A 17,793-nucleotide genomic window follows, 5' to 3' on the forward strand; every position below is an offset into this window, starting at 1 on the left:
CTACTCCGCAAGCGCGAGCGTTTCGGCGATCCGTTGCGCGTCGAGTTGCGCGAGATCGTCCTGATACTTGAGCAGCACGCCCAGCGTATCCTGCACCGATTGCGGATCGAGCTCCGTCACCGCGAGCGCAGACAGCGCGCGGCACCAGTCGATGGTTTCGGCGATACCTGGCGCCTTGAACAGGTCCATCGTGCGCAACTGATGCACGAAGGCCACGGCGCGCCGCTGCAATTGCGCGCTGGTGTCGCTCGCACGCGCCGCGACGATCGCCAGTTCCCGCTCGCGCTCCGGATAGCCGAGCCATTGATAGAGGCAGCGCCGCTTGAGCGCATCGTGCACTTCGCGCGTGCGGTTCGACGTGACGACCACGAGCGGCGGCACTTTCGCGCGTACCGTGCCGTACTCGGGAATCGATACCTGGAAGTCCGAAAGAAGTTCCAGCAGGAAGGCTTCGAACGGCTCGTCGGCGCGGTCGATCTCGTCGATCAGCAGCACGCGGCGCGCTTCGGGTTGAGCGGGATCGGGTTCAAGTGCCTGTAAAAGCGGGCGCTTGAGCAGGAATTCGTCGCGATAGAGCGTGTCGCTACGGGGTTTTTCGCCCGCGGCTTCGGCCAGACGCAGCGCCATGATCTGGCGCGGGTAGTCCCATTCGTAGAGCGCGCTGGCGGTGTCGAGTCCTTCGTAGCATTGCAGGCGCAGCAGCGTCGTGCCGCTGAGCGCGGCGGCGGCCTTCGCGAGTTCGGTTTTGCCCACGCCCGGCTCCCCTTCGAGAAACAGCGGGCGCTCCATCTTGAGCGCGAGAAAAAGCGCGGTGGCCAGTTCGCGGCTCGCGAAATACCGCTGCGCTTCAAGCTGCGCGAGCGTGTCGTCGATCGTGGCGGGGAGCATGGCGGCCCTGTTATCGATGTAAAAACGCCGCTGCCCGCGCCGCGCCTGGTCAAAGGCGTGCGCGGGCAGACTGCGCGAGCGTGGCTAGCCGAGCGCCCTGGTCACCGCCCGCGCCGTCAACACGGGGATCAGATGCGCGCGATAGTCGGCGCTCGCGTGCAGGTCGGTGTTGAGATCGTCGGGGGCGATGGCCACGGCACGCGCGGCGGCAGGCGTGAAGCTCGCCTTCAGCGCATCTTCAAGCGCCGTTGCGCGGAACACCGAAGACGCCGCGCCCGTCACCGCCACACGCACCGCGCCATCCGCAAGCTGCGCGACGAACACGCCCGTCAACGCGAAATGCGAAGCGGGATTGCGGAACTTCTCGTAGGCCGAGCGCTGCGGCACGGGAAACTCGACGGCCACGATCAACTCGTCGGGTTCGAGCGCCGTTTCGTACATGCCCAGAAAGAAGTCGTCGGCGGCGATGCGGCGGCGGTCCGTCACGACGGTCGCATTCAGACCGAGCACGGCGGCGGGATAGTCGGCGGCCGGGTCGTCGTTGGCCAGCGACCCGCCCAGCGTGCCGAGCGCGCGCACCTGTCTATCGCCGATATGCGCCGCAAGCTGCGCGAGCCCCGGCAGCGTAGCGGCGATCTGCGCGTTGGCGGCGACATCGGCATGACAGACCGCCGCGCCGATCTTCACGACCTTGCCGTCCACCTGGATCGTCTTCAACTCGGGAATGCGCGTGACGTCCACCAGGGTGGACGGTTGCGCGAGCCGCAGTTTCATCGCTGCGAGCAGGCTCTGGCCGCCTGCGAGATATTTCGCTTCGGTGTCGGCGGCAAGGGTATTGACGGCGCCCTGGGCATCGCTGGCGCGCTGGTAGTCGAATGAATACATGGTGCGCCTCCGCTCAAGCTTGGGTTGACGTCTGTGCAGCCTTCGCTGCCTGCATCGCCTGCCATACGCGATGCGGCGTCGCGGGCATCTGCAGGTCCTTGACGCCGAGGGGCGCGAGCGCATCCAGAATCGCATTGATCACGGCCGGCGGCGAGCCGATCGCGCCCGCCTCGCCGCAGCCCTTTACGCCGAGCGGATTGTGCGTGCAGGGCGTGCCTTTCGCGGTTTCCACCGTAAATGAAGGCACATCCGAAGCATGCGGCATCGCGTAGTCCATATACGAACCGGAAAGCAATTGCCCGCTTTCGTTGTCGTAGACGCAGCGCTCCAGCATCGCCTGGCCGATGCCCTGGCCGAGTCCGCCATGCACCTGTCCTTCGACGATCATCGGATTGATGACGTTGCCGAAGTCGTCCACGGCCGTGAAGCGTTCGATGCGCGTTTCACCGGTATCGGGATCGATTTCGACTTCGCAGATATACGCGCCCGACGGGTAGGTGAAATTGGTGGGATCGTAAAAGGCGCTTTCGTCGAGACCCGGTTCAAGCGTCTCCAGCGGATAGTTGTGCGGCACATAAGCCGCGAGCGAAATTTCCGCGAAGGTTTTGGTACGGTCGGTGCCCGCGACGCGGAACACGCCGTTGGCAAACTCGATATCTTCCACGCCCGCTTCGAGCATATGCGCGGCGATTTTCTTCGCTTTCGCTTCGATCTTGTCGAGCGCCTTCATGATCGCCGATCCCCCCACGGCGATCGAGCGCGAACCATACGTGCCCATGCCGAACGGAATGCGCGCGGTGTCGCCGTGCACGATTTCGATCTGCTCGATCGGCACGCCCAGGCGCTCGGAAACCACTTGTGCGAAGGTGGTTTCATGTCCCTGGCCGTGGCTGTGCGAGCCGGTGAACACCGTTACGGAACCGGTGGGATTGACGCGGATTTCGCCCGCTTCGAACAGGCCCGCGCGTGCGCCCAGCGCGCCCGCGATATTCGATGGCGCGAGACCGCATGCCTCGATGTAGCACGAATAACCGAGGCCGCGCAGCTTGCCGTTCGCCTTCGACGCATCGCGGCGCGCGGCGAAGCCTTTGACGTCCGCGAGTTCGAGCGAGCGCGCAAGACACGTTTCGTAATCGCCGATATCGTAGGTGAGGCCCACGGGTGTGGCATACGGGAAGGTCTTGATGAAATTGCGGCGGCGCAGTTCGGCGGGATCGATATTGAGTTCGCGCGCGGCCGTTTCCACCAGACGTTCGACTACGTACGTTGCTTCGGGACGGCCCGCGCCGCGATAGGCATCCACCGGCACCGTGTTGGTGAACACCGCCTTCACTTCGGCGTAGATCGCGGGCGTGGTGTACTGGCCCGCGAGCAGCGTCGCGTACAGAATGGTCGGCACGCTCGATGCGAAGGTGGACAGATACGCACCCATGTTCGCCGTGGTGTGCACGCGCATGGCGAGGAATTTACCGTCCTTGTCGAGGGCGAGTTCGGCCTTCGTCACATGGTCGCGGCCATGTGCATCGGAAATAAAGGATTCCGAACGTTCTGCGGTCCACTTGATCGGGCGGCGCAGTTTTTTCGATGCCCACGTGAGCGCTACGTCTTCGGCGTACAGGAAAATCTTCGAGCCGAAACCTCCGCCCACATCGGGCGCGACGATGCGCAGCTTGGTTTCCGGAAGCGCCAGCACGAATGCGGCCATCAGCAGACGCTCGACGTGCGGGTTCTGGTTCGAGACGTAGACCGTGTAGCTGTCGTCGTGCTGCGTGTAGCTCGCATTGACGGCGCGCGGTTCAATGGCGTTCGGCACCAGCCGGTTGTTGACGATATCGAGCGTGGTGACGTGCGCGGCCTGCGCGAAGGCGGCGTCGGTGGCGGCTTTATCGCCGTGGCCCCACGTGTAGCAGGTATTGTTCGGCACGCCGTCGTGCACGAGCGGCTGGCCGTCGTCGGCGGCGTGGGCGGTGTCGATGGTGGCGGGCAGTTCCTCGTAATCGACTTCGACGAGTTCGGCGGCGTCTTTGGCTTCCTTGAGCGATTCGGCGATCACCAGCGCGACCTGGTCGCCCACGTGCAGCACCTTGTCGTGCGCGATCACGGGATGCGGCGGCTCGTGCATGGGCGTGCCGTCGATGCTGTGGATCAGCCAGCCGCAGGGCAGCCCGCCTACATTTTCGACCGCGAGGTCCCGCCCGGTGAAGACGGCCACGACGCCGGGCGCGGCCTGCGCGGCGTGGGTGTCGATACGCTTGATGCGCGCGTGGGCGTGCGGCGAGCGCACGAATACGGCCCAGGTTTGCGCGGGCAGGACAACGTCGTCGGTGTACTGGCCTGCGCCAGTGAGGAAGCGATAGTCTTCCTTGCGCTTGATCGACGCGCCGATCATGTGCGGCGTGTGGGATTCAGGTGCGTTCATGGCCGTCTCCCTTTATGCCGCGGCGGCGGGTTGCGCGCTCGTTTGTGAAGTTGGCTGTGAACCTGGCTGTGAAGCCGCCAACTGCATGCCTTCGGCGCCGGCGAGCACGGCCTTGACGATATTGTGATAGCCCGTACAGCGACACAGATTGCCGTCGAGATTGGCGCGCACATCGGCTTCGGTGAGGTCCGGTTTATCGTTGGCCAGCGCCACGGCGCTCATCACCATGCCGGGCGTGCAGAAGCCGCACTGCAAGCCGTGACACTCGCGAAACGCCGCCTGCATCGGGTGCAGCGCGCCGTTGGCGGTTGCGCCTCCATGGGCGGCGGCCAGGCCTTCGATGGTCGTCACGCTCATGCCTTCGCACTGCACGGCGAGCGTGTTGCACGATTTGACCGCTCGCCCGTTCAGATGCACGGTGCAGGCTCCGCACTGGGCGGTGTCGCAGCCGACGTGCGTGCCGGTCAGGCGTCGCTGCTCGCGCAGAAACTGGACCAGAAGCGTGTGGGGTTCGATCTGCGCGGTCACGGGCTTGCCGTTGACCGTCAGGCTGAGACTGATCGTCATTGAACGTCTCCTGTGTCGGCCGGAGTCGGCGCTTTGGCGCCTGGTCCGGCCCCATGCCGCCAAAGGCGGCGGGCCCGAATCAGCGCTGCGCGTCCTACCGGTCCTGCACAAATATTGGGATGGGAGACCTGCCTGGGCCCACTAACAAACAACAGAAGCGCGGTGGAGGGTCCGGCTGGTGCGTTGCTGTTCAGTAATGCCTGGAATTGCTTCGAAACACCTGGAGCTTTTTACGTACTACGAGAAATCGTGCGCTTACGTCCGATCAGTAAAGCACAAATCGACGTCTGGCGCTGCGCGGGCTTTTCCCCGTCTGCGAACGTTCCGTGCGCTTGCGGCAAAAGAAAAACGGCCCGCGCGGAGAACCGGGCGGGCCGTTGCAGTGCAGCGAAAATCAGCGCTTTGACTGGCGCTGATAGCAGCGTTCGTTACTCATGCGGATGATGCGCAAGACGCGCATGGCGACGCGAGTACACGAAGTAGATCGCCAGCCCGATCACCAGCCAGACGATAAACGCCACCCACGTGAGCCACGCGAGGTTGAGCATCAGGAACAGGCACGACAGCACGGCCAGCACCGGCACCACGGGCACGCCCGGGCAGCGGAACGCGCGGGGCAGGTCCGGGTGCGTCTTGCGCAGCACCAGCACGGCGATCGACACCATCGAGAACGCCGCGAGCGTGCCGATGTTGATGAGTTCGGCGAGCACGTTCAGCGGCACCAGCGCGCCGATCAGGCCGAAGAAAATGCCCACCAGCCAGGTGGTGAAGAACGGCGTGGCATAGCGCGGATGAACCCTGGAGAGCTTTGCCGGCAGCAGGCCGTCACGCGACATCGCGAAGATGATGCGGGTCTGCCCGTAACTCATGACGAGGATCACGGTCAGCATGCCCAGCACCGCGCCCAGATCGATAAAGCCCGCGACCCACTTCTCGCCCGCCACCTGCAGCGCGTACGAAACCGGGTGGCCGATATTGGCGAATTGCCGCCACGGCACGATGCCCGTGACGACCGCCGCGACCGACACATACAGCACCGCGCACACAGCCAGCGAGGCGATGATGCCGACCGGCAGATCGCGCTTGGGGTTCTTCACTTCTTCGGCGGCGGAGGACACCGCGTCAAAGCCGATGAAGGCGAAGAACATCACCGCCGCCGCGCCGAACACGCCGTTCCAGCCGTTGGGGATGAACGGATGCCAGTTGGCGGGCGTGACGTGGAAGGCGCCCACGCCGATCACCAGCAACACGACCGTGACCTTGATCGCGACCATGATGTTGTTGATGCGGGTGGATTCGCGCACGCCGATCGACAGCAGTGCGGTGATCCCCATCATCACGAGGAAGGCGGGCAGGTTGAATAGCGTGTGCACGCCCGGCAGGGCACCGGGCGCCGCCGTGAGCGCGGCCGGCAGCGAAATGCCGAAGCCCGACAGCAGCGACTGCAGATAGCCCGACCAGCCCACCGACACTGCCGAACTGGCGAGCCCGTATTCGAGCATCAGATCCCAGCCGATGATCCACGCGATCAGCTCGCCGAGCGTGGCGTACGAATAGGTGTAGATCGACCCGGCCACGGGAATGGTCGAGGCGAATTCGGCATAGGAGAGCGCGGCGAAGCAGCAGGCCACGGCGGCAATCAGGAACGAGACCATCAGCGCCGGGCCGGCCTGTACCGCGCCCGTGCCGGTCAGCACGAAGATGCCGGTGCCGATGATCGCGCCGATGCCGAGAAAAGTAAGGTCCAGTGCGCCGAGGGCCTTCTTCAGACCAGCGCCCTTGGCGCTCGCCTGCATCATCAGCTCGACGTTCTTCTTGCGAAAGAGGGACATTTGGCGGGGAACTCCAGGTGTAACGGGTGAAACGCGGCGCGGGCGCGCGAAGAAGAAAAACGCGCTCGCGTGCCGTATGTCGGGGAAACCTATAATTTTAGCCGATCGCAGCTTTCAGACCGATTGATTCGGGCTGTTTTGGGCCATTGCGGGGCCGAATTGAGGCCAATTCCGGGCTGATTTCAGGCCGGAATGCGCCGATATGCCGCGAGTGCGGGGGCGAATCCGCCGCGAAGCTGCATTGGCGCGCGCAATCCTGCCCACGTGCGCCGCCAATGGCGGAATTCATTTCCGCATCAAGGGCTTATGGCGAGAAGGCCGCCTTGGTGGCGCGGGATGGCGGCCGGCGACCCCTGGCGCGGTGTGGAGTGCGGCTTCAGACCGTCGGCGCGGGGGAGAGGTCGATGAGCCGGTTGCTCATGACGTAGAACGTCAGCTCGGCGTTATTGGCGAGCTTCATCTTTTCGAGCAGACGCGTGCGGTACACGCTCACCGTCTTCACCGACAGCGACAGCGTATGCGCGATATCGGTCAGGCGTTTGCCCGAGGCCAGCATGCACAGCGTCTGGTATTCGCGGTCGGAGAGCTTTTCGTGCGGCAGTTGTTCGCCGTCGATCAGCACGTAGTCGGCCAGCGCCTCGGCCATCGCCGGGCTCACGTACTTGCGGCCGCTCGCGACCTGCTGGATCGCCGCGGTCATCTGCGTGGCGTCCACCGTCTTCGAGAGATAACCCGATGCCCCGGCCTTGAGCGCACGCACCGCGTATTGATCCTCGCGATACATCGAGAACATCAGCACCGGCACGCGCGGCGCTTTCTTCTTCGCGCGCTTGAGGACTTCGATGCCGCTCATGTCGGGCAGCGAGATGTCGAGCAGCGCCACGTCGCAGGCGTGTTTGGCGATGGCGGTGAGCGCTTCCGCGCCGGTCTGCGCCTCGATCACTTCGCTGGCGATGCCGCGGTCGAGCAGCAGCTGGCGCACGCCCTGGCGCACCACGGCGTGATCGTCGACGAGCAGGATACGCAGGGTCATGAGTGGATGCCTTGGACGGGATTCGGAGCGAGGTCGGCGGCCGTGCGCGAGAGCAGCGTGTCCCAGAAGAAGCGCGCCTCCACGGTGGTGCCGGGGCGCTCGCGCGCTTCGGGCGCGGCATCGGCGGGAAGCGGGTTGGCGGCGGCGCGCAGCGCGCCGCCAAAGGCTGCGCAGCGTTCGCGCATGCCGGCGATGCCATAGGCACCGCGTCGGTTGATGCCGTCTTGTGCCGAAGGAGCGACGTCTTCGCGCTGGCCGCTCTGCTTCCTCGCGCGCCGCGCCGCTTCGCGCGACAGGCCGATGCCGTCGTCGATCACGCTGAGCACCAGCGCGTAAGGCGTGCAGGCGAGTCGTACTTCGACGCGCGACGCCTGGGCGTGGCGCGCGACGTTAGTGAGCGCTTCCTGCGCGACGCGAAAGATCGCCAGCGCGCCTTCGGCGGGCAGATGGGCGAGCCGTTCGGCGTCTTCGGCGGTAAAGCCTTTGCGGTTGTGCTCGACGGAAGGCTGGGCCGTAAAGGTTGCGGCGAGACCCGTGCGCGCGCCAAAGCCGCGCGTCCAGTTCGCCAGCGCCGTTGCGAGGCCTTCTTCGAGTTCGGGAGCATGCAGGCCGTCGAGCACGTGGCGCACGGCCTCGGCGGCGGCATCGAGCGAGCGCACCACCAGTTCGAGCGCCTGGGCGCATTGCGGCGAGGCATCGGCGGGCAGCCACGTTTGAACGTTTGCCAGCGCGAAGCGCGTGGCGGCCAGTTCGGCGCCCACGCTGTCGTGCAGTTCGCGCGCGAGACGGCGGCGCGCGGCTTCATCGGCGTGAACCCGCGCCGCGCCTGCCGCGACGATCTGCCGCTGCACGCGCGCGATGGCGTCGAGCGCCGCACGCGCGCCTTCGGCGTCGGCGAGGAAGGAAAGTCCACCGTCCGCGTGCGCGGCGCGCGTGCCGGACAGGTCCGCGCGAGGCGGACGCGCGTCGAACGCGGCGTAAGTCGACGTATCCATCAATCCCCCGTGAATTCCATTAAGGAACCGATTCCCTGCTGATGTTCTGAGTGGGCCGTTGCCGACGCAGCCAGAGCCGGCGTGGCTTCCACGGCACGGCGCAGCGTAACGAAATTTACATACGGTAACAACCTGGCGCTGATACCACCAGGCAAACCGGTTTGGCCCAAGCTACGCCGCGATAATATCCCAAAAAAAGGAAAACCCTCAGTTGGGACAAGGCTTAGCGGCATAACGCTGAGAGCCTGCATGAAGTCGGCTCTTCGCATTTTTGTAGGAAAAACTCTGACACGGAACTTACGTGAATTCCGCGAAGAATGTAACCGCCGAGCATCATTTCATGCCCAGGTGTGGCGTGCAAGCCGCGAAAAAAAACCGGAGCACATGGCTCCGGTTTTGGGGTCGGCGTGAACCGAAAGCTGCTTGTAAGAATGTGGTCTGACGTTAGGCCGGCTTAGCCCACGAAAGCCTTTTCGATCACGTAATGCCCCGGCTCGTTGTTGCTGCCTTCCTTCAGGCCAGCCTTTTCGAGCAGCTCGACCGTGTCGCGCAGCATGTGCGTGCTGCCGCACAGCATGATGCGGTCGCGCTCGGGCGTGAATGCCGGCAGGTCGAGGTCGGCGAACAGCTTGCCGGTGTCGATCAGTTCGGTGATACGGCCGCGGTTGTCGAACACTTCGCGCGTGACGGTCGGGTAGTACACCAGCTTCTCGCGCACGATTTCGCCGAGGTATTCATGCTCGCGCAGCTCTTCGGTGATGAATTCCTTGTACGCGAGTTCATCGACGAAGCGGCAGGTGTGCGTCAGCACGATCTTGTCGAAACGGTCGTAAATGTCCGGATCCTTGATGATCGACATGAACGGCGCGAGGCCCGTGCCAGTCGACAGCATCCACAGGACCTTGCCGGGCAGCAGGTTGTCCGCGACCAGCGTGCCAACCGGCTTCTTGCCGATCAGAACCTTGTCGCCCACCTTCAGGTGCTGCAGGCGCGACGTGAGCGGACCATCCGGCACCTTGATGCTGAGGAATTCGAGATGCTCTTCGTAGTTGGCGCTCGCGAGCGAGTACGCGCGCATCAGCGGCTTGCCGTCCACTTCGAGGCCGACCATGGTGAACTGGCCGTTGTCAAAACGCAGGGCCTGGTCGCGCGTGCACGTGAAGCTGAAAAGCGTGTCGGTCCAGTGGTGGACGCTCAGAACGGTTTCTTCGGTGAATTTGCTCATGGTTCCTGAAGGTGCGAAACAAGGTCCGCCACAGGGGCGTTCCTTCCGGCCGCGCATGCGAGGCATGACGGGCGGTCTTGACGATGCGCGGCGCGCGCGGTTAGCCGCGCATTGAGCCGCCGTGTGGCTTGCCTCTGGACGCAACGCGAGCCTGGCCAGTCCTGCACGCAACGCATCGCCGGCCAGCCGCGCTGTGGCGAATAAGGCGCAATCCGCCATTTTACCGCGAGCGCGCTTCGTGGGCGGCGCCGTTTCGAAGGGGAAGGAGGCCCGGCCTAACGGCAGGGCACGTGCTGGCAGTTCGCTGGCAATGACTTGCTGGCACCCGCACGCGGAGCGTGACGGGGATCGCTGGCATCGGCCGGGAGGCGGCGCCGTGACGGGCGCGCTTGCCGCAAGCGGCGTGCGTTTGGTACGGGTTCGGTACCTGAATATCGACGCACACCGGCGATTTACTACGATTGTTCGTCCCAAATGATACCGGAAGCTCTGTCAGACCGCACCATAGACCCTGCTTGTGGAGCAGTTTCGGCACGCCTTCGGGCCGTTTTGCAGCCTCTTTGCGACGTTTTATCGCTGATTTCCGCGTTTCAGCGCTCGGCGGCGAGTTTGGCGGCGAGACCGATCAGCGCCGTGCCGCAGAACGCGTCGATGGGGCGGCGCAGACGCTTGTAGCCGCGCTGCGTGCGGTGATCGGCGAACAGCAGCGCGAGGCTCGCGTGCCAGCCGAACGACATCGACGCCACCAGCGCGAGCGCCGCGCCGTAGAACCACGTCGGCGGATCGGCGGGAAACACGGCGGCGAACACGCTGGTCCAGAACACGCACGACTTCGGATTGGTCAGGCAGGTGAGAAAGCCCGCGCGCCAGGTGCGAAACCAGCTGCGGCGATCGGGCGGCGGCAGCGGCACGAGCGGCGCCTGCGGCACGGCTTGCGATTGCGCCGGCTGCTTGCGCAGACCCGAGCGCAGCAGCTTGAAGCCGAACCACAGCAGATAGAGCGCGCCGCCGATGCGTACGCCTTGATAGAGCCAGTCGATTTTCTGCAGCACGGCGGCAAAACCGAGCATGGCCAGCGCCGCCCACAGCGTCGAGCCCGCACCCACGCCGAACGCCGAAGCGATGCCTAAACCGCGCCGTCCCGCGAGCGAGAGTTGCGTCACCATGAAGAAGTTCGGTCCAGGACTGATCAGCGCGAACAGATAAACGATGGCGATCTGGAGCAGGGTGGCGAGCGGGTGCATGGCGGGCGAAGGGCAGCGAAGGGCAAGCGATGGGCAACAATGCGCAAAAGCCGGCGGCAAAGAAAAGCGCGCCGGTGACGGCGCGCGACGCGTCATGGTAACGCGGTTAGATCGGTGTCCTGCCGATGTTTTTGACGCGCCGTTGCACGCGTGCGTCAATCACCTCATTCGATCCGCAGCCGCGCCATGTACGGCAGATGATCGGACAACCACGCCGTTTCCTGCGCGGGCTGGATCAGCTCGATGGGTTTGATGCCGCGCACGAACATCTTGTCGAGCGCGAGCGCCGGGGAGAACGCCGGAAAGGTGCGCGCCGGTTCGCCTAGCAGCGTCGCCACTTCCTGCATGCCGTGCTCCGCGAACAGCGGCACCGAATCGTTGCGCCAGTCGTTGAAGTCGCCCGCAAGCACGAGCGGGCCGTCCGGCGCTTCCTTGGCGATCCAGTGCGCGATCCACGTCATTTGGCGCATGCGCGCGCTGCGCGTGAGCGCGAGATGCGCGCACAGCAGCGTGACCGAGCGGCCCGCGACGCTTGCACGCGCAACCAGCAGACCGCGCCGTTCGAAGCGGTGCGCCGAGATATCCCAGCGCCCGCCCAGATCGAGCGGATGCGGCGAGAGAATCGCATTGCCGTGCCGCCAGGAGGGCTTGAACACGTTCGGCCCCAAGGCAATCTGCAGATCGAGTGCGTGGGCGATTTCGCTTGCCTGGCACTGCCAGACATCTTCGATCGGATCGCCAAGCGGCGCGCCAAAGGTGGAGGACAGCAAGGGTTGCGGCAGACGCCGCGCCATCGCTTCCTGGAGAAACCAGGCATCGGCATGAGTGGACTGCACCCAGCGGCGCATCGCTTCCCAGGCCTGAAAGCCGAGCGGCGAGCGGCCCTTGTGCAGGTTCCAGCTCACCGCGACGAAGTCCCCGGGGTGGGCCGGGTCCATGTCGATCAGAGGTTGTTCGAAATTTCGCATGCTGGTTACGACGGGTTCTTACGACGGTTTAGAGCGGACATCGAGGCGCACTTCGGGCCCACTTCGGGGCGCACTTCAGGGCGTACTTCAGGCACGCCGCTCACGGCTGCGCCGACGGCGGCGCAAGGCTAGCGCGCACGCGATAAACAATCGTCGGGTCCTTGTCCACGATGGTCCAGTTCACCCACTGGCCCGCCGGCACGCTCAGGCCGGGGTGGCTTGCGCCGATCTGGCGCGGTTGCGGCGGCAGCTTGCAGCCGTCGGTGGTCGTGGGCGCGCTGGGGCTTTCCAGCGTTTCCTGGGCTTCGATCTGAAGCAGCGCCGCGCCGGCATTGGCCTGCAACGGAGAGACGGTGATCGTGCGCTGCAGGTCGATGCTGCCCGCCGGCTGATCCTTGCAACCGACGTTGTGCGTGACGACCTTGTGGTGCGTATCGGTGCGCGCCTGGCCCAGCGTGGTGGTGCCGTCGAACGAATCGATCTGCTGGCCGTCGCGCATCACCTGCAAGGTCCACTGAACGGCGGCGGGCGTGCCGCCGGGCGTCACGGTCACGCTCGCAGACGCCGGTTGCGCCGCCGTCTGCGAGGCCGTCTTCGCGAGCGCCGCGCTGGCGGCGGCATCGGTGAATCCGTTCGGCGCGGACGCGGGCGAGGCGGGCGCGCTCTGGGCCTGGGCGTTGGCGGCGAGCAGGGCGGCGGCAGCGCATAACGCAGCGGCGAGGAAAGGCTTCAGCGGGTTCAACAACGTCATATTCAGGCTCCATTCACGCGTGCCGGATCAGGCAACGGTGTCGGTTTACGACCATCGATCCTATACCGGGTTCGCAAACGCCGGACCGCAACAGTCCATTGCAGATGGGGACGACGCGTCCCCGCTTCAATCAGCTTGCATATCGACATTTGCAATGCGTGCGCAACGATGGTGCATTCTTATCTGCGTTGTTAATCATATTGTTATCGCCATTGCAACGGTGACTTTTCATTTATCAGGATGGTTTATCGATAGTACGTGTTTACACTGAACCCGTTGCAATTCATCCCTCACTGCGAATACCGGTACGAACAGCCCGATTTGCTCGCGCCGATTACCGCTAGTGCCCGGAAAGCCACCGCTCAAGGATTCGTCATGAACAAGACCGCTTCGCTCGCCGCCCTCGTCCTCGCCGCCGCAACCGCTTTCGCTGCTGCGCCTGCTTCTGCGTCGGCCAATGTGTCGAAAACGCGCGCCGAAGTGAAGGCCGAGCTCGCCCAGGCGCGGGCCAGCGGCGAAATGCAGAACCCGAATTCGCCGGATTACCCGCAGCAGTTCGCCACCGGCGGCTACACCGCGCCGCGCGTTCAGGTCGTGACGCCGCGCTCGCACTAAGCCGCGCTCACCGTTTGAATCGATCCGCATCGCTACACGCCCGGCCGTGTTCGCCAGCGCGCCTTCGCGTGCGTTGCGCCTTCGGAAGGCTCGCCGCTCACGGCGTACAATTTTCGTGAGGCGGCGCTCGCAGAGCGCCCAATGCATAGACGCAGGCGGCGCGCGAGCAGGTGCAGCGCCGCCGCATTAGCGGGAGGCGGGCGCAGCAACATGGATCAGATCGAATGTGTGGTGATCGGCGCGGGCGTGGTTGGCCTCGCCGTGGCGCGCGCGCTGGCGGCGCGCGGACGCGAAGTGATCGTGCTGGAGGCCGCCGACGCGATCGGCACCAGCACCAGCTCGCGCAATAGCGAGGTGATCCACGCGGGGCTGTACTACCCGCGCGGCTCGCTCAAGGCTGCGTTGTGCGTGCGCGGCCGCGAGATGCTCTACGAATACTGCGCCTCGCGCAACGTCGCGCATTCGCGCTGCGGCAAGCTGCTAGTGGCGACCGCGCCCGCGCAGATCGCGCAACTCGATTCGATCCTCGCGCGCGGCAAGGAAAACGGCGTGTTCGACCTCACGCGCATCAGCGCCAGCGAAGCGCTTTCGCTCGAACCCGCGCTCGAATGTGTGGCGGCGGTGTACTCGCCGCAAACGGGCATCGTCGACAGCCATCAACTGATGCTGGCCCTGCAAGGCGACGCCGAACGCGACGGCGCCGTGGTCGCGCTCAAATCCCCGGTCGAAGCGATCGACGCCACTGCCAATGGTTTCGTGATCCGCACCGGCGGCGATGCACCCACTGAAATCCGCGCGGCCTGTCTCATCAACAGCGCCGGCCTGCACGCGACGGCGCTCGCCAAACGCATCCGCGGGCTCGATCCGCGCCACATCCCGCCGCTCTATCTCGCGCGCGGCAATTACTTCAGCGTGTCGGGGCGGGTGCCGTTCTCGCGGCTCATTTATCCGATGCCCAACGAAGCCGGGCTGGGCGTGCATCTGACAATCGATCTGGGCGGCCGGGCGCGCTTCGGTCCCGACGTCGAATGGATCAAGTCGATCGATTACGACGTCGATCCTCAACGCGCCGAGTCGTTCTACGCGCAGATCCGCAGCTACTGGCCGGGCCTGGCCGACGGCGCGCTGCAACCGGCTTACGCGGGCATTCGTCCCAAGCTCTCGGGCCCGGGCGAGCCTGCCGCCGATTTCGTGATCCAGGGCAGCGCCGCGCATGGCGTGCGCGGGCTCGTGAATCTGTTCGGGATCGAATCGCCGGGGCTCACCGCATCGCTCGCGATCGCGCAGCGCGTGTGCGAAGTGTCGGGGCGCACGTAGTGTAAAAAGCGCGCGCGCTGCTTGCCTCGCTCATTGCGTCAATCCGCCGCGGCTGCCGCGCCCGTCGCGTGCGGGCCCCATTTTTACCTGCTCAAAGCGCAGCGTGCGCAAGATGCGCTTCCCTTATCTCCGGAATTTCGGGCGCACGCGCCGTGGCTGCGTTGCTATCCTTCACGCCACGCCGTCGTCAGAACGGCGTGCCCACAATACTGGAGTACGTCCCATGAAATCGTCCCGCCGCAGCTTTCTGATTACGAGCCTTGGCGTCGCCACGACCGTCGCGCTGTCGCGCCAGGCTTTCGCCGACGCGCCGAAGGCCACCGAAGCCGATCCCACCTCGCAGGCGCTCGGCTACAAGCTCGACGCAACCAAGGTCGACAAGGCCAAATTCGCGAAGTACGCCCCCGGCCAGGATTGCAGCAACTGCACGTTCTATCAAGGCAAGGCCACCGACGCTTTCGCGCCGTGCCCGATGTTCGGCGGCAAGCAGGTCGCGGGCAAGGGCTGGTGCAGCGCGTATAACAAGAAGGCTTAAGTCCCTGAGCCCTTAAACCCCCAAGCGCTGCGAGGGCGCTGCGTCACACGCGCGCCATCAGCAGCGGCGGGCGCTTGTCGAACCACGGGCGCGCCGCTTCCAGTTGCGCGGCGAGGCGCAGCAGCAACGCATCGTTGCCCTCGCGCGCCGCGAACTGCACCCCGATCGGCAGACCACGCGCATTCCACGCGAGCGGCACCGTCATCGCCGGCTGTCCCGTCAGGTTGAACAGCTCGGTACAGCCCGCCCACGCGAACGCCTTGCCCGCGGCTTCCATCAGCATCTTTCGCATCAACGCTTCCACCGGCATCGCGGTGACGGCGCGCATCTGCATACGCTCGGATTGAGTCGGCTTGAGTTCGCCGATCTTCACCGGCGGCCCGGCGAGCGTCGCGCACAAAATCACATCGAAACGCGTCATCAGATCGCCGAGCTGCTTGGTGATGCGCTGCTGCACTTCGAGCGCGCCCGGCAGTTCGCGTTCGCCCAGTTTGCGGCCGATATGCGCCATCGCCCACGTCGCGATTTCGAAGTCCTGGCGGCGCGGCTTGTTGCCCGTGATGGTGTCGGCGTTGAGCACGTACTGTTCGGCAACCACCGACCACAACATCAGAAAGGCTTCGCGCGCCGCCGAGAAATCGATGCCGAGTTTCACCGGCTCGACGTTATGGCCGAGCGAGGTAAGCAGCGCCGCAGCATCGTCGAGCGCGCCGCGCACGTCGGGCGAGAGCGCGTCGGCGAACAGCGGATCGTCGATATACGCGATTGCGAGCGGCTTGCTGCCGTCGAGCGGTTCGCGCGCCGCCGCCAGGTAGGTGCCGGGCGCGCCCGGCGGCAGGGCGGGGTCGCCCGCGAACAGATCGAGCATCAGCGCGCTGTCGCGCACGCTGCGCGACACGGCGAGATCGACGCCCAGTTCGCCGGGCGCGGGCGGCAGGTTCGAAGGCGGCTGCTTGCCGCGCGTCGGCTTCAGGCCGAACAGGCCGCAGCACGAGGCCGGAATGCGGATCGAGCCGCCGCCGTCGGAGGCATGCGCGAGCGGCACGATGCCCGCCGCGACCGCCGCCGCCGCGCCGCCGCTGGAGCCGCCCGGCGTGTGGTCGAGGCTCCACGGATTGCGGCACGCGCCGAACAGTTCCGGCTCGGTGTACGGCATCTGGCCGAGTTCCGGCGCGCTGGTCTTGCCGAAGATATTGAGGCCCGCCGAGCGAATACGCGCGATCACGGGCGCATCCACCGTCGGCACGTAATGCCGATAGTGACGGCTGCCGAAGGTCATGCGCAGGCCCGCCACCGCCGCGCCCAGATCCTTGACGAGAAACGGCACGCCCGCGAGCGGCCCTTGCGCGAGCGCCTCGAAACCGTCGCCGCCCGCCTCGATGCGCAGCGAGCGCTTGCGCGCGGCGTCGTAGTCCTTGAGCACGACCGCGTTGATGGCGGGATTGGTGGCCTCGGCGCGCGCGATGGCGTCGTCGAGCAGTTCGCGCGCGCTCACGTCGCGGCGCTGCACGAGTTCGGCAAGGCCGATGGCATCGTATTCCAGATAGTCGGACCGCAAGTCGCGCACTCCTTATAGGTGTTATCGGCCAGGGTGTTTTCGGCAGGCAAAAGAAAGCGGCCATTGCAGCGATTCTGCCGCAATGGCCGTTTTTCAGAAGCGCACGTGTGGCGCGTTACAGATGTTCGGCGAGGAACGCCAGCGTGCGGCCATGCGCGAGCGCCGAAGCCTTCTGGTTGTACGAGGCGCGCACGGAGCAGTTGAAGCCGTGATCCGCGCCCGGATAGATATAGACGTCGGCGTTGTCGCGGCCCGCGAAACGCTCCTTCACCTGGCCCACCGCATCGAGCGGAATGCCGTGATCGAGTTCGCCGTAGTGGAACAGGATCGGCTGGGTGATCTTGTCGGCGAGATCGAGTTGCGTGTGGATGCCGCCGCCGTAGTACGACACCGCCGCGTCGACCGAGCCGCTCGCCGCCGCCAGATACGCAAGGCGGCCGCCCAGGCAATAGCCGATGGCCGCGACCTTGCCGGTGCACTCGGGCAGCTTGCGCAGCGTGTCGGCGGTCGCGGCGATGTCCGAGACGACATTGTTGAAGTCGAGCTGCTTCATCAGTTCGATGCCGCGGTCGCGGTCCGCGCCCACGTATTCCAGTTCGACGCGCGGGGCGCTGCGCCAGAAGATGTCAGGCGCGATCGCCACGTAGCCGTCCAGCGCGTACTGCTCGACGACGTCGCGGATATGACCGTTCACGCCGAAGATTTCCTGCAGGATGACGATGCCCGGGCCCTTGCCGCCCTTGGGCAGGGCGAGGTACGCGCCGAAGCTGTCCTTGCCGGCCGGGATGTCGATCCACCTGGTCGTTACGCTCACGTTGCTCTCCTTCTTCGCGAATGGGGTGATGCCGTCAAAACGGGCAGCCAGTTTGCCATAGGCCTGTGTCGGCTTGCAGCGCGGCTTCGTTCTCGCAAGCGGATCGTAAAGATCTCGATTATTCATTTTTCGGGCGCGCGGGGCTTC

Annotated in this window: 16 protein-coding genes; 3 read left to right on the plus strand and 13 right to left on the minus strand. The window is 65.4% G+C overall.

Features of this window, described 5'->3' with window-relative positions:
- The 11 genes from F4827_RS04435 to F4827_RS35120 form a co-directional block, all read right to left on the minus strand.
- Positions 1-888: a MoxR family ATPase gene (locus tag F4827_RS04435; protein ID WP_183722062.1), complete on the minus strand. Its 888-nt coding sequence runs from the start codon at positions 886-888 to the stop codon at positions 1-3.
- Between the two features lie 84 nt (positions 889-972).
- Positions 973-1,773, minus strand: a complete 801-nt coding sequence (locus F4827_RS04440; protein ID WP_183722064.1) for a xanthine dehydrogenase family protein subunit M — start codon at positions 1,771-1,773, stop codon at positions 973-975.
- 13 nt (positions 1,774-1,786) lie between these two features.
- A complete protein-coding gene (locus tag F4827_RS04445) occupies positions 1,787-4,192 on the minus strand; it encodes a xanthine dehydrogenase family protein molybdopterin-binding subunit (protein ID WP_183722066.1) in 2,406 nt (801 codons plus the stop codon).
- 12 nt (positions 4,193-4,204) lie between these two features.
- Entirely contained in the window at positions 4,205-4,759 is a 555-nt protein-coding gene (locus F4827_RS04450) for a (2Fe-2S)-binding protein (protein WP_183722069.1), read from the minus strand.
- Positions 4,760-5,187: 428 nt separating this feature from the next.
- A complete protein-coding gene (locus tag F4827_RS04455) occupies positions 5,188-6,591 on the minus strand; it encodes an amino acid permease (RefSeq protein ID WP_183722072.1) in 1,404 nt (467 codons plus the stop codon).
- Positions 6,592-6,967: 376 nt separating this feature from the next.
- Positions 6,968-7,624 (minus strand): response regulator transcription factor RqpR, encoded by a 657-nt coding sequence (rqpR, locus tag F4827_RS04460; RefSeq protein ID WP_183722075.1) that lies wholly within the window; start codon positions 7,622-7,624, stop codon positions 6,968-6,970.
- Positions 7,621-8,619, minus strand: a complete 999-nt coding sequence (locus tag F4827_RS04465; RefSeq protein ID WP_183722078.1) for a sensor histidine kinase — start codon at positions 8,617-8,619, stop codon at positions 7,621-7,623. The genes rqpR and F4827_RS04465 overlap by 4 nt, the downstream gene beginning before the upstream one ends.
- A gap of 454 nt (positions 8,620-9,073) precedes the next feature.
- Positions 9,074-9,844, minus strand: a complete 771-nt coding sequence (locus F4827_RS04470) for a ferredoxin--NADP reductase (protein WP_103702679.1) — start codon at positions 9,842-9,844, stop codon at positions 9,074-9,076.
- Positions 9,845-10,434: 590 nt separating this feature from the next.
- A complete protein-coding gene (locus F4827_RS04475; protein WP_183722080.1) occupies positions 10,435-11,088 on the minus strand; it encodes a LysE family translocator in 654 nt (217 codons plus the stop codon).
- A gap of 164 nt (positions 11,089-11,252) precedes the next feature.
- Positions 11,253-12,056: an endonuclease/exonuclease/phosphatase family protein gene (locus F4827_RS04480; protein ID WP_183722083.1), complete on the minus strand. Its 804-nt coding sequence runs from the start codon at positions 12,054-12,056 to the stop codon at positions 11,253-11,255.
- A 100-nt stretch (positions 12,057-12,156) separates the two neighbouring features.
- A complete protein-coding gene (locus F4827_RS35120; RefSeq protein WP_260174967.1) occupies positions 12,157-12,807 on the minus strand; it encodes a hypothetical protein in 651 nt (216 codons plus the stop codon).
- Positions 12,808-13,182: 375 nt separating this feature from the next.
- On the opposite strand from F4827_RS35120, the gene F4827_RS04490 reads away from it, so the two are divergent.
- The 3 genes from F4827_RS04490 (at position 13,183) to F4827_RS04500 (ending at position 15,274) form a co-directional block, all read left to right on the plus strand.
- Positions 13,183-13,422 (plus strand): DUF4148 domain-containing protein, encoded by a 240-nt coding sequence (locus F4827_RS04490; RefSeq protein ID WP_183722086.1) that lies wholly within the window; start codon positions 13,183-13,185, stop codon positions 13,420-13,422.
- A gap of 210 nt (positions 13,423-13,632) precedes the next feature.
- On the plus strand, positions 13,633-14,739 hold the full coding sequence (locus tag F4827_RS04495; RefSeq protein ID WP_183722089.1) for an NAD(P)/FAD-dependent oxidoreductase: 1,107 nt from the start codon (positions 13,633-13,635) through the stop codon (positions 14,737-14,739).
- A 223-nt stretch (positions 14,740-14,962) separates the two neighbouring features.
- On the plus strand, positions 14,963-15,274 hold the full coding sequence (locus F4827_RS04500; protein WP_183722092.1) for a high-potential iron-sulfur protein: 312 nt from the start codon (positions 14,963-14,965) through the stop codon (positions 15,272-15,274).
- A gap of 43 nt (positions 15,275-15,317) precedes the next feature.
- Here the strand turns inward: F4827_RS04500 and F4827_RS04505 are convergent, their stop codons facing one another.
- Together F4827_RS04505 and F4827_RS04510 are read right to left on the minus strand one after the other, a co-directional pair.
- A complete protein-coding gene (locus F4827_RS04505; protein WP_183722095.1) occupies positions 15,318-16,832 on the minus strand; it encodes an amidase in 1,515 nt (504 codons plus the stop codon).
- Between the two features lie 115 nt (positions 16,833-16,947).
- Complete coding sequence (locus tag F4827_RS04510; protein WP_311672651.1) at positions 16,948-17,646, minus strand: dienelactone hydrolase family protein; 699 nt, start codon at positions 17,644-17,646, stop codon at positions 16,948-16,950.
- Between the last annotated feature and the right edge of the window lie 147 nt (positions 17,647-17,793).

Source organism: Paraburkholderia bannensis, assembly GCF_014200455.1.
Lineage (GTDB): Bacteria > Pseudomonadota > Gammaproteobacteria > Burkholderiales > Burkholderiaceae > Paraburkholderia > Paraburkholderia bannensis_A.

What these genes read in the sequence shown, in the direction of transcription:
- F4827_RS04435 (WP_183722062.1), bottom strand. Translation starts at nt 888, where the DNA reads ATGCTCCCCGCCACGATCGACGACACGCTCGCGCAGCTTGAAGCGCAG.
- F4827_RS04440 (WP_183722064.1), bottom strand. Translation starts at nt 1,773, where the DNA reads ATGTATTCATTCGACTACCAGCGCGCCAGCGATGCCCAGGGCGCCGTC.
- F4827_RS04445 (WP_183722066.1), bottom strand. Translation starts at nt 4,192, where the DNA reads ATGAACGCACCTGAATCCCACACGCCGCACATGATCGGCGCGTCGATC.
- F4827_RS04450 (WP_183722069.1), bottom strand. Translation starts at nt 4,759, where the DNA reads ATGACGATCAGTCTCAGCCTGACGGTCAACGGCAAGCCCGTGACCGCG.
- F4827_RS04455 (WP_183722072.1), bottom strand. Translation starts at nt 6,591, where the DNA reads ATGTCCCTCTTTCGCAAGAAGAACGTCGAGCTGATGATGCAGGCGAGC.
- rqpR (WP_183722075.1), bottom strand. Translation starts at nt 7,624, where the DNA reads ATGACCCTGCGTATCCTGCTCGTCGACGATCACGCCGTGGTGCGCCAG.
- F4827_RS04465 (WP_183722078.1), bottom strand. Translation starts at nt 8,619, where the DNA reads ATGGATACGTCGACTTACGCCGCGTTCGACGCGCGTCCGCCTCGCGCG.
- F4827_RS04470 (WP_103702679.1), bottom strand. Translation starts at nt 9,844, where the DNA reads ATGAGCAAATTCACCGAAGAAACCGTTCTGAGCGTCCACCACTGGACC.
- F4827_RS04475 (WP_183722080.1), bottom strand. Translation starts at nt 11,088, where the DNA reads ATGCACCCGCTCGCCACCCTGCTCCAGATCGCCATCGTTTATCTGTTC.
- F4827_RS04480 (WP_183722083.1), bottom strand. Translation starts at nt 12,056, where the DNA reads ATGCGAAATTTCGAACAACCTCTGATCGACATGGACCCGGCCCACCCC.
- F4827_RS35120 (WP_260174967.1), bottom strand. Translation starts at nt 12,807, where the DNA reads ATGACGTTGTTGAACCCGCTGAAGCCTTTCCTCGCCGCTGCGTTATGC.
- F4827_RS04490 (WP_183722086.1), top strand. Translation starts at nt 13,183, where the DNA reads ATGAACAAGACCGCTTCGCTCGCCGCCCTCGTCCTCGCCGCCGCAACC.
- F4827_RS04495 (WP_183722089.1), top strand. Translation starts at nt 13,633, where the DNA reads ATGGATCAGATCGAATGTGTGGTGATCGGCGCGGGCGTGGTTGGCCTC.
- F4827_RS04500 (WP_183722092.1), top strand. Translation starts at nt 14,963, where the DNA reads ATGAAATCGTCCCGCCGCAGCTTTCTGATTACGAGCCTTGGCGTCGCC.